The sequence below is a fragment of the Micromonospora sp. NPDC003197 genome (genome assembly GCF_053590565.1).
The window spans coordinates 1-15498 of the sequence record NZ_JBSFTE010000041.1; the positions used below are offsets into that span (position 1 = coordinate 1).

General features: G+C 65.9%; 11 protein-coding genes. 6 read left to right on the plus strand and 5 right to left on the minus strand.

What is annotated here, in order from left to right:
* Positions 1-237 precede the first annotated feature (237 nt).
* The 3 genes from ACWDV4_RS29285 (at position 238) to ACWDV4_RS29295 (ending at position 4653) form a co-directional block, all read left to right on the plus strand.
* Positions 238-1296, plus strand: coding sequence for a DUF5937 family protein (locus ACWDV4_RS29285; RefSeq protein WP_449985328.1), 1059 nt, complete (start codon positions 238-240; stop codon positions 1294-1296).
* An 89-nt stretch (positions 1297-1385) separates the two neighbouring features.
* Positions 1386-2414, plus strand: coding sequence for an endonuclease/exonuclease/phosphatase family protein (locus tag ACWDV4_RS29290; RefSeq protein ID WP_449985330.1), 1029 nt, complete (start codon positions 1386-1388; stop codon positions 2412-2414).
* A 154-nt stretch (positions 2415-2568) separates the two neighbouring features.
* Positions 2569-4653 (plus strand): catalase, encoded by a 2085-nt coding sequence (locus tag ACWDV4_RS29295; protein ID WP_449985331.1) that lies wholly within the window; start codon positions 2569-2571, stop codon positions 4651-4653.
* Between the two features lie 52 nt (positions 4654-4705).
* On the opposite strand, the gene ACWDV4_RS29300 is transcribed toward ACWDV4_RS29295, so the two are convergent.
* On the minus strand, positions 4706-5920 hold the full coding sequence (locus tag ACWDV4_RS29300) for a low temperature requirement protein A (RefSeq protein WP_449985334.1): 1215 nt from the start codon (positions 5918-5920) through the stop codon (positions 4706-4708).
* A gap of 93 nt (positions 5921-6013) precedes the next feature.
* Positions 6014-6385, minus strand: a complete 372-nt coding sequence (locus ACWDV4_RS29305; RefSeq protein ID WP_449985336.1) for a nuclear transport factor 2 family protein — start codon at positions 6383-6385, stop codon at positions 6014-6016.
* Between the two features lie 167 nt (positions 6386-6552).
* On the opposite strand from ACWDV4_RS29305, the gene ACWDV4_RS29310 reads away from it, so the two are divergent.
* The 3 genes from ACWDV4_RS29310 (at position 6553) to ACWDV4_RS29320 (ending at position 10856) form a co-directional block, all read left to right on the plus strand.
* Positions 6553-6879, plus strand: coding sequence for a hypothetical protein (locus ACWDV4_RS29310; protein WP_449985339.1), 327 nt, complete (start codon positions 6553-6555; stop codon positions 6877-6879).
* 8 nt (positions 6880-6887) lie between these two features.
* The gene (locus ACWDV4_RS29315; protein WP_449985341.1) at positions 6888-10478 is read left to right on the plus strand and encodes a CHAT domain-containing tetratricopeptide repeat protein; all 3591 of its coding nucleotides are present in this window, start codon (positions 6888-6890) and stop codon (positions 10476-10478) included.
* A 108-nt stretch (positions 10479-10586) separates the two neighbouring features.
* The gene (locus ACWDV4_RS29320; RefSeq protein WP_449985344.1) at positions 10587-10856 is read left to right on the plus strand and encodes a DUF6289 family protein; all 270 of its coding nucleotides are present in this window, start codon (positions 10587-10589) and stop codon (positions 10854-10856) included.
* A gap of 141 nt (positions 10857-10997) precedes the next feature.
* Here ACWDV4_RS29320 and ACWDV4_RS29325 read toward each other — a convergent pair whose 3' ends face one another.
* The 3 genes from ACWDV4_RS29325 to ACWDV4_RS29335 all read right to left on the minus strand — a co-directional run bounded on the left by ACWDV4_RS29325 (position 10998) and on the right by ACWDV4_RS29335 (position 15482).
* Entirely contained in the window at positions 10998-12311 is a 1314-nt protein-coding gene (locus ACWDV4_RS29325) for a B12-binding domain-containing radical SAM protein (protein ID WP_449985347.1), read from the minus strand.
* Positions 12312-12632: 321 nt separating this feature from the next.
* Positions 12633-13283, minus strand: a complete 651-nt coding sequence (locus ACWDV4_RS29330; protein ID WP_449985350.1) for an HAD family hydrolase — start codon at positions 13281-13283, stop codon at positions 12633-12635.
* 36 nt (positions 13284-13319) lie between these two features.
* The gene (locus ACWDV4_RS29335) at positions 13320-15482 is read right to left on the minus strand and encodes a hypothetical protein (protein WP_449985352.1); all 2163 of its coding nucleotides are present in this window, start codon (positions 15480-15482) and stop codon (positions 13320-13322) included.
* Positions 15483-15498: the final 16 nt, after the last annotated feature.

A 15498-nucleotide genomic window follows, 5' to 3' on the forward strand; every position in this document is an offset into this window, starting at 1 on the left:
CCTTCCGGGACGGTGGATCAGGTGCGGTCCGAGCTGGGAATCCCGGGCTTGCCCGGGAGGGAAAATCCCCCGGATTAATCCGTGGGGATCGTTAACTACTCTCCCAGTCAGTGCTGCCCGAGCGGTCTCGGCTCGGGCCCAGCGACGGATCACGTGGATCGGTGTGGGCAAGTCGAGCAGTTCGGTTGGTACCAAGCGAGCGATTCGAGGAACTTCGAATGTCCGGGAGGTCTGTTTGTGATCACGATCGGTGTCGACGCCGACGGTCTCGCCAGGTCACGATTCGCCCTGTCCCGGCTTGCTGAACTGACCAACGGTCTGGAGGTGCTGAGCCACCCCGAGCGGGCACCGTACGCCCAGCGTTGGGTGACGGTGACCCGGCCGCAGGTGGAGGAGGCGGACCTGGCAGTGCTACTCGGCCTGGTGGACCACTCGTCGTGGTACGTGCCGGATTTCCTGGTGCCGATCGCGGCGGAGTACGCGCCTACGCTGGCAAAGGAACTGGATGCGGTCGCCACCGCAGAGCCGGAGCTGGTGCGCTACCTGATGGAGATGGCCTTCCGGATCGGCCCGCCCCCGCCGGACGCGCTCCGGCGCAGCGGTGCACGCGCTGGGCGTGACCCGCGTGCTCCGCTGCCGGCTGCGGTCGCCGACGTACTTGCCGTGGGGGAGTCGGTGCTGGCCGAGTGCGTCGCCGAGCAACTTGCCCGCTGCTGGCGGCGCATCATGGCAGGTTCGTGGCCCGCGTTGCACCGGGTCCTCGACGACGACGTGCGACACCATGCGGAGGCAGCCAGTCGGACCGGGTTCGGGTCGCTGTTTGGCGGAATCCACGCCGATCTGCTCTGGGACGGGACGCGGATCAGTGTGCGGCGGCCACTGAACATCCGTCTCGACCGGATATCCGGGGTGGTCCTGCTGCCGTCCGTCTTCCTACCCTGGCCGGCTCTGTGGCTGGGAAATCTGAACTACATCATGATCGGCTATCCGGCACGTGGCCGGGGTCGGGTGTGGGACCTCCCGGAGGGCACAGGGGGCGGAGCTGACCTGCTCGGGCTGCGTCGGGCCGCTCTGCTCGCCGACCTCGACATGCCCCGTTCGACGTCCGAGTTGGCGATACGACACCAGCTCAGTCCAGCGACCGTGTCGTACCACCTTGCTCGGTTACGCCGGGCCGGCCTGGTCATCGGCCGGCAGGCCGGGCACCACGTGCTCTATCAGCGCACGGAACGCTCCACCGCGCTGCTCGCCCTGGCCGAGCCGGAAACGGGCGACAGCGAATCGACCACCGGTTGACCTTGGTTAGGAAGGGCCCCTTTCAAGACAGAAAGCGATAGGAAGGGGCCCCTCCTTTCGCCTGGCGACCAAGTGGAGAATGGGCGTCGATGGAAGAGGTGGACGGTGACCGGGCGGCCCGGGACCAACCCGTCCGGTTCCGCTGGGTGTCGCGATCATCCTGGCGGAGTTGGGGCAGGGACGCGCGGGGACGTTCCGGCTGGAGCCGTGGCCGGATCATCGCGTTGCTCGCCGGGCTCGTCGCCTGTCTCCTGGTGTTCCACCGGGCCGTACCGAATGTGGTCGGGCACCTGGGTAGCCTCTTGGAGACCTTCCTTCCGTGGCTCGGCTTGACCGTGCCGGTGCTGCTGGGCCTGGCGCTGCTACGCCGCTCGATCGTCGGCCTGGTTGCCCTGCTGCTACCAATCGTTGCCTGGTTCAGCGTCTTCGGCGGCCTGCTGCCGCCCCACGCCAACGCGACGTACGACATCGTCGTACTTCAGCACAATGTCAGCGACGAGAACGCGGACCCGGCGGGCACGACCCAGGCCCTGCTGAAAGTCCAGCCTGATCTCATTGCCCTGGTGGAACTGACGCCTCCGGCGTTGCCCACCTACGCGGCGATCCTGGCATCGGACTATCCCTACTACACGGTGCACGGAACCGTTGGGCTTTGGTCGAGACAGCCGATCGCCGATGCGCGACTGCTGGATATCAGGCCGACGGGAGTCGGAACGGACTGGAACCGAGGACTACGAGCCACGGTGCGGATGCCCACGGGAGACGTCGCGGTATACGTGGCCCATCTGCCCTCGGTGCGTCTTGGCATAACGAGCGGATTCAACACTGCCCGGCGGGACGAGAGTGCTGCCCTGCTCGGTGCCGCGATCGCCGCCGAGCCGCTGGATCGGGTGATCCTGCTGGGCGACCTGAACAGTACGGTCGACGATCGAGGTCTCCATCCGGTCAGCTCGCGGTTGACGTCCGCGGAATCCGGTTTCGCGTTCAGTTGGCCCGCCGCGTTTCCGGTGGCCCGGATCGACCAGGTCATGACGCGAGCAGCGACCGTCATCGAGATCTGGTCGCTGCCGGCGACCGGTAGTGATCATCTGCCCATCGCCGCGCGGCTCAGGTTCTGATCTCTCCGTGCGGCTCCGTCAGCGTCGGTGCCGTTGACGGCAGCAATCTCCCCAGCCCTGGTCGGCGCCGTGGGTTTCACGATTTAGGCATAAAACTGGCAATGGGTGGAAAAGATGCAACGGCAGTGACCGCGTGCCGTGCAGGGAGAGGTTCATGAGTAGTCCGCACCAGAACAGCCCGACCAGCAAGGACGAACAACTCGCCAGCTACCGCCTCGACAACCGGGGCAGGGTCATGACCACCGACCAGGGGATACCGGTCCAGGACACCGACAACTCGCTGAAGGCCGGCGCGCGAGGTCCGATTCTGCTGGAGGACTTCCACCTCCGTGAGAAGATCATGCGCTTCGACCACGAGCGCATTCCCGAGCGGGTGGTGCACGCCCGTGGGTCCGGCGCGCACGGCTATTTTCAGGTGTACGAGTCACTGGCTGAGCTGACCTGTGCGGAGTTCCTGACCGACCCGTCGGTGCGTACCCCGGTCTTTGTTCGCTTCTCCACGGTGCAGGGCTCACGGGGGTCGGCGGACACCGTCCGTGACGTTCGCGGCTTCGCGACGAAGTTCTATACCAGCCAGGGCAACTTCGACCTGGTCGGCAACAACATGCCGGTCTTCTTCATCCAGGACGGCATCAAGTTCCCGGACTTCGTCCACGCGCTCAAGCCGGAGCCGTACCACGAGATGCCGCAGGCAGCCTCGGCGCATGACAGCTTCTGGGACTTCGTCTCGCTCGCGCCGGAGTCGATGCACCACGTGATCTGGTTGATGTCGGACCGGGCGCTGCCCCGTAGCTTCGCGATGATGCAGGGATTCGGCGTCCACACCTTCCGGTTCATCAATGCGCAGGGTACGTCGACGTTCGTCAAGTTTCACTGGAAGCCGGTGTTGGGCACGCACTCGCTGGTCTGGGACGAGGCGCAGAAGGTGGCCGGCAAGGACCCGGACTTCAACCGCCGGGACCTGTGGGAATCGATCGAGGCCGGCAACTTCCCCGAGTTCGAATTGGGGGTCCAGCTGATCGACGAGGCGGACGCCGACCGGTTCGGGTTCGACCTTCTCGACGTCACGAAGATCATTCCGGAGGAGGAGGTGCCGGTCCGCCCGATCGGCAAGATGGTGCTCAACCGCAACCCGGACAACTTCTTCGCCGAGACCGAGCAGGTGGCGTTCTGCGTACAGAACGTCGTACCCGGCATCGGCTTCACCGACGATCCGATGCTCCAGGCCCGACTCTTCTCCTACCTCGACACCCAGTTGACCCGGCTGGGTGGGCCGAACTTCGCCCAGATCCCGATCAATCGGCCGGTTGCCCCGATGCACAACCACCAGCAGGACGGCTTCCACGCCGACCCCATCCCGGCTCGCCAGGCCAACTACCATCCCAACTCGATCAGCGAGGGTTCGCCAGAGCCAGCCGGTGACGCGGGCTACGTGCACTACCCGGAGATCGTGCAGGGCCCGAAGATTCGCAAACGACCGGAGAGCTTCGCCGACCACTACAGCCAGGCGACGTTGTTCTGGAACAGCATGTCCGACTGGGAGAAGCGGCACATCGTGGCCGCCTACCGGTTCGAGCTGGGCAAGGTCGAGCGGATGCACATCCGACAACGGGTCGTCGAGCACCTTACCCAGATCGACCACGGGCTCGCCGTTGCCGTCGCCGCGGGGATCGGCGTCGAGGCGCCGGCCAAGGTGGGGGAGAACCATGGTCGCCGCTCACCCGCGTTGAGCCAGGCGAACGCGCCACACGACTCGATCAAGGGACGCAAGGTGGCCATCCTGGTCGCCGACGGAGTCGACGCGGCCAGCGTGACGCCGCTGGTCGATGCCCTGCGGGCGCAGCACGCCGTACCCGAGTTGCTGGCCGCCGCCGACGGTGCGGTCACTGCCGCCGACGGATCGGCCCTGCCGGTGGACCGGGCCATCACCACGATGGCGTCGGTGCTGTACGACGCGGTCGTGGTCCCGGATGGTGCTGCCGCCGCCGAGACGTTGCGGGCCGACGGGTACGCGGTGCACTTCGTCGCCGAGGCGTACAAGCATGCCAAGCCGCTGGGGTTCGTCGGCGCTGGCGCCCAACTCTGGATGGCCGCGCACCTGCCCACCGGCGGTACGGCCGACGCGGGAGTGGTCACCGCCGAGGGGGACGGACTCGGCAGCCAGTTCATCGACACGTTCCTCACGACGCTGGCCGGGCACCGGTTCAACGAACGGCTGGTCGACGCCGTCGCCGCCTGATCCAGTGTTGGTTGGCGCACCGATCCGACCGGTGGGCGAACTGGCCGTGTGGTCAGAAGGGGGGCACCGCCGGCTCCGGCGGTGCCCCCCGGGACCGGCGCAGGTCGGCCACGGCAGCGGCACCGAGCACCACCGCAGCAACGGCGGACGCCACCAGCGTTGGCGCGAACAGTACGACTGGCGCGAGCACGAGCAGCACCGCGATCGAGACGATGCGCGACGGCGACACTCGGGAGAAGACCTCGTATTCGAGCCGGGACCGAGCGGCGATGAACAACACTGGCCCGCCGAGGATGGGGATCAGCCAGGATGCCTTCGGATAGTCGAAGGCGTGGTCGATGGAGATCTCGTAGCCGGCGGCGGTAGCGACGATGCCGATGGTCATCAGGATGTGGGTGTTGGCGACCGACCGACCAATCGTCGCGGGATGTGCCGATGCGGCCACCGCTTCGGCGAGGATCAACCCGGCGCGGTGGAAGTAGATCCGCCAGATCAGCAGCGAGGTGATGATTGCCAACGCGAAGGCAGCGGTACGGCTGTTCGTAAAGCTGCCTTCGCTGTAGGTGAAGCCGATCACCAGGATCGTCTCGCCCAGCGCGATCAGGAAGAATTGCTGGAAGCGCTCGGCCAGATGGCCGCCGGCGATGTCCCAGCGGGACAGGTCAGAGCGCGCCAGGCCGGGAACCGGCCACCCGAACCGGATCAGGGTGTACTCGGCGACCAGCGCCGTACTCCAGAGCAGGCCACGCGGCCATCCGACGACCAGCGCACCGGAGATCCACAGCACGGCCAACGCGCTGTGGGTGATCAACATTCGTAGCTTCAGGGCCTGCCGGTCGTGTTGACGCAGCGCGATCCGTAGCAGGAGCGGTCGGCTGATCTGGGCGATGCAGAAAGCGATCGCGAAGGCCAGACCACTGCTGCTGAACGCCCGGGGCATCGCTACCCCCATCACCATGCTGCAGACCAGGGCGATGATCACGATGATCTGGACCACGGTCGAGTCCGGGTTGTACCGGGTGGTCGCCCAGGCCGTTCCGTGCCAGACGGCGAACAACGCCAGCAGCAACACGACGGCCTTGAAGAAGCCGAGCGTGACCTCCCACAGTTCGTTGCCACCGGGATGGATGGTCAGGCCCTCGTCGATACGGGCGACGATCCGGGTCAGCGCGAAGACGAAGACCAGATCGAAGAAGAGCTCGAGAGAGGTGGGGCGGCGTGACCGCTCCTCCGGCGACCCGAACTCCGCCTCGATCCCCGTACGCATGATCAGCCTGCCCGTTCCTCGACCTACCTCCTCCCGCAGTCGTAGCATCCCCACCCGCTCGGCGGGGCGAGACCGGCGAAGCCCTGGCTGCGGTCAGTGTGGATCTTTCGGCTCGACCGTGTAGTGGATCGTCTGGGCCACGATCCAGCCGTCCTCGACGACGTACGAGTCCGCGCCGTCCCGTACCCGTGAATGCGCCGCCTCGGCGGACCACTCCAGGAAGGCGACGCGTCCCTCGGCCAGCCGACACGTGTAGGTGTACCGCGCATCGGGAATCTCTTCGGCAAGAAACCGGGCCAGTTCACGTGCCCCCGTACGACCCCGGAACACCCCACGACGCTCCAGGATCACGCAGTCCGGTGAGACGTTTCGTTCGATGTCCTCCTCGAACCGGTTCTCAGCGGACAGTTTTAGGTGGTCGTCGAGGACTGCGGTGGCCGAACGTGCTCGCAGGTCCTGAGTCATTCGGACCTTCACCACCTCATTTGATTCGAGCCGGTGGCCCGGGCGGACCTCGATTATCGCCCGAAGAGTCGGTGCCCGACCGGCCAATGCGAGACACCGGAGCGCAGTCTGGCGGGGTGGCCGACGTCCTCTATCGTTCGACCCGGGAAGACGCCCGGAGGTGCTGCATGGACGTGATCGTCGCCGTCGACGACGAATTCGGGGTTACCGCATCGGAGTTCGTACACCAGTGGAACATGAGCGACGATCACGCATTGGTGGCGGTGGCCCGCCCCCATGCCGGTCCCCTCGACCGGTTCGACCCGGGTGCCCTGGTCGATGGCACCCTGGTGGTGCTGGGCTCTCTGGCCACGGGCGTCGCCGGTAACGCCCTCTACGACCTGATCAAACGCCTGTTGAGCCGTAAGGCGCGGGGCCGGGAGGTCTACTACCGCAAGACCGAACGACCCGACGGCAGCAGTGTCGTCGAATTTCGTCTCACCGAGCCAAACTGAGCCGCAGCGTGTCCGGCGTACCGGATCGCGACGGGATCGATCTTCTCGTCACCTTCGACGGGGTCGACCGAATTACGCTCACCGATGGTGCGCGTAGCGCCGAGGCCGAGTTCCGCACTCCGTACACCGATGAGCGCGCGGAAACACTGCGTTGGCTGCTGGAGGAGTGTGCGCCGCTGCCGTTCGGCCCCGAACGGCAGCGTTACCTGACGGCGCTCAACGACTCGGAACAGCTCGGTTACGAACTCTGTCGGGCGCTCACCGACTCCGCCGGACTGACCGAGATCTTCGAGGACTTCGTCCGGACCGTGGACGACGCTCGGTCCGTCCACTTGATCTCCGAGGACCCGCAGTTCCTCGCCATCCCCTGGGAGTTGCTGCGCATTCCCGGGACCGACACCTACCCCCTGGCCTCGGCCCGGGACTTGACCCGCTGCGTACGCCTGACCCACCAGGACAAGTCGGCACCGGCGCACACGGGACCACTGCGGGTGCTGCTCGTGTCACCGCGGCCCTACGGTGCCCAGGACGTCCGGGCCCGAACCATCCGGGGGCCGATGCTGAAGGTCGCCGCCCGGTCGGTGGGTTCGGTGCACGTGGACCTGCTGCATCCGCCGACGATGGAGCGGCTTCGCGAGGTGCTGGCCACGACACCGGACTACTCGATCGTGCACTTCGACGGGCACGGGTTCTTCCGAGCCGATTCGACCCCGGCCGAACTCGCCAGTGGCCTGGTGTTCGAACGGGCCGACGGCCGCCCCGACCGGGTATCGGCGGCCGACTTCGCGGCGGTCGTCCCGGTCGAACAGACGCCCGTCGTGGTGCTGAACGCCTGCCGCTCGGCGCACCGCTCCACCGACCCCAACCTGCGTACGGTCGCATCAGCACTGCTCGCCGCCGGGGTGCCAGCGGTGCTGGCCATGACCCACAACGTGCCTGCCGCGGTCGCCTCCCGGTTCATGGCCGCCTTCTACCGGGCCCTCGGCAACCGGCAAACCATCGGTGCCGCAGCCTCCGCCGGCCGTCGCGCCCTGCTGGATCAGATTCGCCACCCGTCCACCACCCTGGGCCGCACCCGGCCGTTCCAGGTCATGCCGGTGCTCTACACCCAGGCGGTAAGCACCACCCCGGTACTGGACGTCCCGGTACCGCCCGGCGAACCCGTACTCGATGAAGAGTTCGACGACCTCGACATGCTGATGTACCGCGACGACGAGGTGACCCACCTCGACCGGCAGCTCAGGTCGCCGGCTCCGGTCGTGGTACACGGCCCCGTCGCGCTCGGTAAGAGCGTCTTCCTCCGGTCGTACGCCCGCTATGCCGAACTCGTCCACACCTTCGAACGAGTCGAGTTGGTGACTGGTGCAGAGCTCGCCAGCATGACCGGGAGGTTGCGGAATGCGGCGCTGGCTGCGGAACGGTCCCAGGTACTGCACATCTGGGACGGGATGGACGAGCACCTGCCGGCCTGCGAAGAAGCGTTGCACCTATTGCCCCGAGGGCATCGGGTCATCATCGGGCTGCGACACGACACGCTCGGTGCGGCCCACCACTCGTATTCGCTGCAGGACGTTCCGCCCGAGGTCACCGGCATGCTGCTGCGCCGGGCGATCGTCGACCACGGTGGCGAGCAGCAGCTCCAGTCGGTCACCGCGCCGCTTTTGCGCTGGCTGATCCGCTGCACCGGATGGCACGGCGGCTCGGTTCAGGCCGTCCTACGAGCCCTGGCCACCCACTCGGTGGAACAGGTCTGCCGGCAGATGGAGTTCGGTCTACCGGCCGAGGCCGAAGGTGAGGGCGAGGGCGAGGGTTTCGCCGGCACCGTCTCGCCGCCGCACCCGTCAGATCCGCTGTACGACGAATCGGTCGCCCGCTGCCTGGACACGCTGCCGGAGTCCAGCCTGCGCCCACTGTCCCTGCTCGGGTTGCACGGCGCGGTGGTCCTGCCCCGGCTACTCGCCGTCCTGACCAACAAGGGACTCACCGAGGACCCGTACACCCAGGCCACCGGCATGGTCGTTCCGGCAGCCCAGTGGCGGAAACTGCTCGCCGAGGCGGCCCAGGCCGGACTGGTACGACAGCTCGCCGCCGACCCCGACGTGGGTTTCGAAGTCGCGCCGGTGGTCCGGTACGCCCTCCGCGCGACGCTGCGTCGATGGTTCACCCCAGCCCAGGTGGCTGCTCTCAGCCGGGGAGTCAGCGCCTCGGCGATGGTGCTGCTGGCGAACACCCCCGGCCGGGGCACGGCTGCGGGCCAGGGGCGCGGTGCCTACGCCGACCGGCAGACCCGGGACCTGACCGTCAACCTGCTCGAATCAACCACACTGTTGTCGTTGTGGCACGCCGTACGGACCGGAGCCTACGAACTGGCCAGTTCGGTGGCGCAGGCGTTCGCCGATGAACCGGTCGGCTCGTTCGGCTGGAAACGGGCCCGCAGCCTGCTGGACGACTTCCACCAACTCGCGTTTGCCGAGTACGCCACCCGCCCCGGAGCCGACGTCATCTTCAACATGTTGGACGCGATCTTGGGACACGCCGCCATGGTGCGGGACGACTGGGCCACCGCCCGGGTGCACATCGACCGGCTGTTGCAGGACGAGCAGACCCCCTTCATGCGACGAAACCTGGTGACTATGCGCCTGCACCAGGTGACGATCCTGCTGGCGCTGGGGGAGCCGCCAGCGGCGGCGCAGGCGCTGCGCGTGGCCGTCGGGCATGCCGTGGCCAGTGCGACGGCCGACGCGCTGACCGCCTGCCGGATCGAGTTCGCGCGGTTGGTCGAGACCCTGGCACTCAGTGAACCCCAGGCGGCCGCGCTCGCCGTCGAGGTCGGGCTGCCCCCGGCCGAGACGGTGACGCCCGCGCGAAACTGGGACGTGACCGAGACCGACGAACTGGCCGCCCAGCTGCGTACGGCGGAGCTGCGGGGCGACTTCGAATCGTCGGTCAACATACGTCGTTACCTTGGTCGCCGGGCCCGACTCGGCGGCGATCTCGACGGAGCCCGCCGCTGGCTCGCCGCCGCGCTCGATGTGGACCAGGGCGAGGGGCAGCTGGGGCGGACCAGCCTCGCCGAGACCGCACACGAGCTGTCGATGGTGGAGGAGCAGTCGGGCAACTACGACGACGCGGCGCACTGGTGCGCCTATGTGATCGAGACCGCCGACCTGTCGTCCCGCCTTTACGCCGACGCCCACCACGAGCTGGGCATCGTCGAACTCTGCCAGGGACGACTGGCCGAGTCACGGACCGCCTTCGAAACGGCGCTTGGCATATACCAGGCACGTTCGATGCCGGTCTACGCCGCGGAGACGAGCTTCATGATCGCGTACGTGATCAGCGAGTCCGGTGACGTGCCGGAGGCGTTGCAGCGGTGCGCCCGGCTGCTCGACGAGTTCACAGCCGCCGAGTCGTGGTCGAACGTCGTACGGGTAAGCCTGTTCCTGGCCCAGACGTACGGCGAGCGGGGTGACCGGCGACAGGCGATGGCGTACGTCGAAACCGCCCGTACCCTGCTGCCCAGGTTGGCACCGGGTGAACGAGCGGAGGCGGGGGCGGCCCTGGATCAGATCGAGGTATCAGTTGACGCGCAACCCTGACAAAGTGTGGCGCCAGGCGTTGGCCGATGGAAATCTGTCGTTGCGCGTGGCGAGGTGTTGCCCGACGATGTGTCAATCGACTCCGATTGATCGTCGTCAGGAGGCTCTGTGTCCCTTCGTGCCGCAGTGATCCGTCGTACCCTCGCCGCCGCGTTTGCTGGTGTCGGGGCTGCCGTCGTACTCGGCCCCGTGACCCCGGCCCAGGCGATTCCCGCCTGTGGGTCCGGCTACCAGTGCACCTACACCTACTACAGCTCCAACACCTACGAAACGGTCGTCGGTGGCCGCACCCTCTTCTGCGACGGCACCAGCGACACGTTCGGTAGCACCAGTCGCTGGCTGCGCTTCACCACCGCCCAGTGCAACGACCCGTCCTGACCGGTCGTCAGGAGTCCCCTGGCGTCGAGGGTCCCTACGCCGGCTCGCCCGGCGTAGGGCTGGGCAGCGGGGCTGTCGCTCGCCGGTAGGTAAACTCCGCAGCCCCTGCGCGAGAACGTTTCTATCCGTACGCGGGGGCTGTCAGGGCGGCGGGGGATGTTGGGCCGCCGAGGTGTCGCCCGACCTGGCTGACACTGGCCGACGGGCCTGCTCCACCCGCTCCAGGTCGGCAGCGAATTCCTGCCGCCATGCGGGTGCGTTCCAGGCGTAGCTGAAAGCCCAGGGGGCGACACCGGTGAGCTCGACTCCCGGCGGAGGGTGGGTGACCATCGGTGCACCCCGAACCATTTCCAGCATGTTCAACGAACAGTCGACCCGATCCGTCGGCGCTGCCGCCTGCAACCGGAGGAACCACGCCAGTTGTGCCTGGGCCTCAAGTTCCTGCTCGCCGGGAAATCCGAAGATCAGGTTGACTACCACCGTGATGCCCTGTGCGGCCAGGGCCAGGATCAGTTCTTGGAGCATGACGGGGTCAGCCCGCTTGTCGAAGATACGTTGACCGGTCGGGCTGATGGTCTCCACGCCGATCTCCACTGTGACGAGCCCAGAGTCGGCCAGGAGGGGGGCCAGCGGGATGAGCGCCCGACTGGCCTTGGTGGTGGCGCTCCACTGAATGCCGGGTATCGGATCGACCAGCAATACCTGAGCGAAGGCATGCAGCATAGGGGCAGTGAACAGGGAATCCTTGAGCGAGAACCGGCGAATTCCGTGTCTGCGTAGGAGCGTGTCGACCGTGGCCCGCGCGGCCGCTGGAACAAGGGGGGTGCTCTGTGGCTCGACCACGGGATAGGTGCAAAACGTGCATCGGCCGTACGAACATCCGCGGGTGAACTGGACCGGCAACGTCATCCACCGCCGGTCGTAGTGGGCGAGTTGCTGTTCGGAGAAGGTGGGAAGGTACTCGAACGGGGTGTTGGCCCGAGGAGGTGTCGGTAGCAGTGGTGGCCGTATGCCGCGTGGGCTGAGGCAGGCCAGGGTGGAGACGAACTCGTCCTCGCAGTGGCCGGTGAGCACGAGGTCGGCCACGCTCCCCAGCCGAGCGTCGCGACGCATTTCCTCGTGCAACAACGTCACATGACTGCCGCCGAGGATGGTCGTTACGTCTGGCCAGATCTTCTTCGCCAGACGCAGGACAAGGAGGCCGATGAAGACCTGGGAGGGCCCCATCAGCGACACGCCCACCATCGTTGGTGGTCGGTCGCATGCCGCCCGAAGCTGGTCTTCGAGCCAGGACCGCCAGGGTTCTGGATCGGTCGCGGCGACGTTGACGGCAGTGGTGATGGCGGTGACCGGGTAATGCATGCCCGCCACCGGATCGGCGGTGTCGGGCAGGTGTAGCGGCGGCGTGTCACATAGGCCGGTATGCGCGAAGAGCCATCGTGCTGCGGCCGCCATGCCTGCACGGTCCTTACCATGATCGCCCAGAGTTCGCCCCAGGCTGGGGGCCCGGTTGCTGAACCGTCTGAGTAGAAGGACGTTGAGGTCCAGAACCTCCACATGAAAGCCGCTACGTGCCGCGACAGTCGTGAGGATCGCCGGCCCCAGGGGCGGGTTGGTGTCCGATGGGGAGGGTGGTGGTACGACGATCAGTGCATCGCAGATGTGTTTCCGTGTGCCATGCGTTTCGGACAGGGCGAAGTGATGCGATGACATGATCCACCTCACACATGGTCAGGCGCTGATCGCTGTCAGTGTAGATGCCGCCTTCCAAGCGGTCTACACGCGGCGTAGAACCTCTCGGAGGTCGCGAATCCGGAAGTCGGCAGCGCAGTCGCGGAAGGCGAACTCGGGATGGGCGAAGAGGTAGGTGGTCCCGCCGGCTACCTCCGCTAATCGCATGTCGCTCGCCGAGTCTCCAATTATCACCAGCTCATCAAAAGCTGGTCTCCCGAGGAGATATTCCCCGAGGACGTCCTTCTTGGTGGTCTTCGCGTCCCGAACGTGCTGGTCCACAGCGAATGCTCGTCCTGCTGGGAAGTGGTCCGTGAGCTCCAACAGTTTGAGGAACATGTCCAGAGTTCCTGAGCGGGTGTTGGAAATGACGATTTGTTGATGGTGGGCGCCGATCGCAGTGAGCACGGTACCGACGTGGGGTGTCGGCGTCATCCACCGGCACTGCAGGTCGGGTTCTTCCTCCGAGAGTGTGAAGCATGCCTCTTGGAGCTCCAGGTGGCGATCGTGGGTTTCGTCGGGCAAGATGAATGAGAAATACTCATACCACTTGTGTCCGTATAGTTGCCGGCCTTTCTGGTAGTCGAAGCGTTGCTCGTATCCGAAGGTCGACAGTACCTCGTTGGAAATATCGATCACTGCTCGGTCGTTTCCTTGCTCCAGCACGCCGTGCAGGTCCCAGACGAAGAGTTTCACAAGCTCCCCTTCTTGTGGTGGAGTGGTGTTGGTTGCTCATGTGGTGAACGAGGTCGAGTTTGGGTCCGCTATGGGGTGACTAGAGATTGCTTTCAGCATGTTCGATAGTTGTTCTTCCATCTGATGGGGCAAGCCCTGTCCTGTCAGTGCGTCGACCGCACCCCGAAGGGTGGACAGGGTGCGGTCGGTGATCACTTCTTGACGTACAAGATAGATGTCCATGAAGGTGTAGATATCGACGTAGCGGCGTTGTGCGGGGATCTTCTGAAAGTTAGGACTTTCGAACATCGCCAGCACTTGGCTCGAGGTGCGTTCGTGCGACAGGTAGGGAGGCTCATCCAGGAACGGTGGCTTTCCTGTCCGGACATCGCCGTAGTAGTAGAGGACGTAGCCCCGGCTGTAGGTTCGGAACTTAGGGTCGTGCTGCAACAACGAAAGGAATCGGGCGAGTGCCGAGTCCGACCTGTGGTGGCACAACGCCCAGAGGATCGAGTTGAGCAGAAACTCGCTTCGCTCCCGACGTAGCAGCACCCCCAGCTGCCGGGGAGCTGTTGGGCTGATTCGGGAAATCAGGTAGACCAGGAGATTACATACGGTGAGTCGGTCGACGGGATCGAGGTCCGGTTGGTCGCGCAGTTGCCCGTACAACTCGGACAAGCGCTCGCCGAGCCGGTCATCAGCCAGCTCCTGTAGTTGACCGACGAGGTGGTGTCGAATTTCCCGGGTCAAGTCTCGACGCAGCAACACGACCGCCTGATCGGCAGAGAGTTCAGAGCGCAGGCGGTCACGGATGTACGAGGCCAGCAGATACTCGTAGAACGAATAGTGCAGGAACTCGCCGATCTCCGTACCGTGCAACGTGCGACGGTCGATCACCTGGTCGAGCGCTCGGATTTCGGCGCTGCGCCGATCACCGGGAAGCGACGCGTGTAGGTCGATCATCGGAATCGCGTCCGCCGGCAGTTCGCGCGAGTGTACGAACCATCCCGCCATCTGCCAGACGGCCAGTGACTGGCCGTTCCACACGGGGTGGCTACTCCGAATCGCGAAGTCGGTCGCCTGGCTCAGCCGGATCAGGTACTCGCCGTAGAGCTTGCTTACGCTGCTGATCTGGGCGGCCGCGTCATGCCCGATGAAGGTGAGCATCCTGGCGTAGAGCGGCCGTGCCACCAGGCGGGCCAATTGTTCCGAAGCCACCGCCGTGCGGTAGAGGGCCGGATCGGCGATCAGCCGGTGCCGTCGTAGCCGGTCCAGATAGTCGGCGAACTCATCCTCCACCGACCAGCCCTTGAGTACGAAGACCTCGTCGAAGCTGATCGCGGTGGTCTCGAAAGCGATGCGCTCCTCGTACTCGCGGATGCGGGAGGTGACGAGTGCGGGGGTGCGGTCGAGTAGGTCGAGCAGCGTGGCGGCGAGTGTGCTGTCACTGGTCAACTCGCTCGCCTCGTCCAGGCCATCGACTAGAGTCACCGTATTTCCCGCCGCCATCGGGTCCCGCCCCACCCTACGGACACTGTCGAGAACCTCTGCGGCGTCCAGCGCGCGTAACGGGATGGGCAGCAGGCCGGCCTCCTGTAGTGCCAGTGCCACGCCATACAGGGAGAGACTCTTTCCGGATCCCGGCTCGCCGAGAAGAAGCACCGACTCACCCCGTCGCAACCGGGCTGTCAGCGCCGTTACGGTCCGCTCGCCCGATTCGGCGTCGCGTTCATAGTAGGGGGCGATCCGGCCGGGTACGAACAGGCCCAGTCGATGCAGTTCGGCCAGGCTCAAGTCAAGGGGGTACGCCGTCCGCCGCCGACCGAGACGGTTGACCAGCTCCATGGAAAGGCGGGTCAGTCGGACCCGGTGTTCGTCGTACCGGTCCTCGTTCGCGGGCGTCTCGTCACTGTTCATCCGGAGCAGTGCCGTCGACACCTCGGTCGGTGTTGCGGGTTCGGTGTTGGTAGGTGCTAACCGATGATGGCTGGTGGTCTTGTGCTTTGTGTCCTCGGGCAACACGGCCAGCGCGACGGTCAGACCGACCAGAAGCAGCGCCAGTACGCCGAGTGACTGCCACGGGTGGGTTCGGACAAGTTCCAACCAACCAGGCCAGCGCTGCTGGGCTGACGCCTCGTTCGTGATCAAGCCCGTCAGCACTGTCGCGGTGGAGAGGACGGCGGTAACTGCGATCGCCACCGCCATTCGGGTTGTCCTCATAATCGGCATCCCTAAT

What these genes read in the sequence shown, in the direction of transcription:
- ACWDV4_RS29290 (WP_449985330.1), top strand. Translation starts at nt 1,386, where the DNA reads ATGGAAGAGGTGGACGGTGACCGGGCGGCCCGGGACCAACCCGTCCGG.
- ACWDV4_RS29325 (WP_449985347.1), bottom strand. Translation starts at nt 12,311, where the DNA reads ATGGCGGCCGCAGCACGATGGCTCTTCGCGCATACCGGCCTATGTGAC.
- ACWDV4_RS29300 (WP_449985334.1), bottom strand. Translation starts at nt 5,920, where the DNA reads ATGCGTACGGGGATCGAGGCGGAGTTCGGGTCGCCGGAGGAGCGGTCA.
- ACWDV4_RS29295 (WP_449985331.1), top strand. Translation starts at nt 2,569, where the DNA reads ATGAGTAGTCCGCACCAGAACAGCCCGACCAGCAAGGACGAACAACTC.
- ACWDV4_RS29305 (WP_449985336.1), bottom strand. Translation starts at nt 6,385, where the DNA reads ATGACTCAGGACCTGCGAGCACGTTCGGCCACCGCAGTCCTCGACGAC.
- ACWDV4_RS29335 (WP_449985352.1), bottom strand. Translation starts at nt 15,482, where the DNA reads ATGAGGACAACCCGAATGGCGGTGGCGATCGCAGTTACCGCCGTCCTC.
- ACWDV4_RS29310 (WP_449985339.1), top strand. Translation starts at nt 6,553, where the DNA reads ATGGACGTGATCGTCGCCGTCGACGACGAATTCGGGGTTACCGCATCG.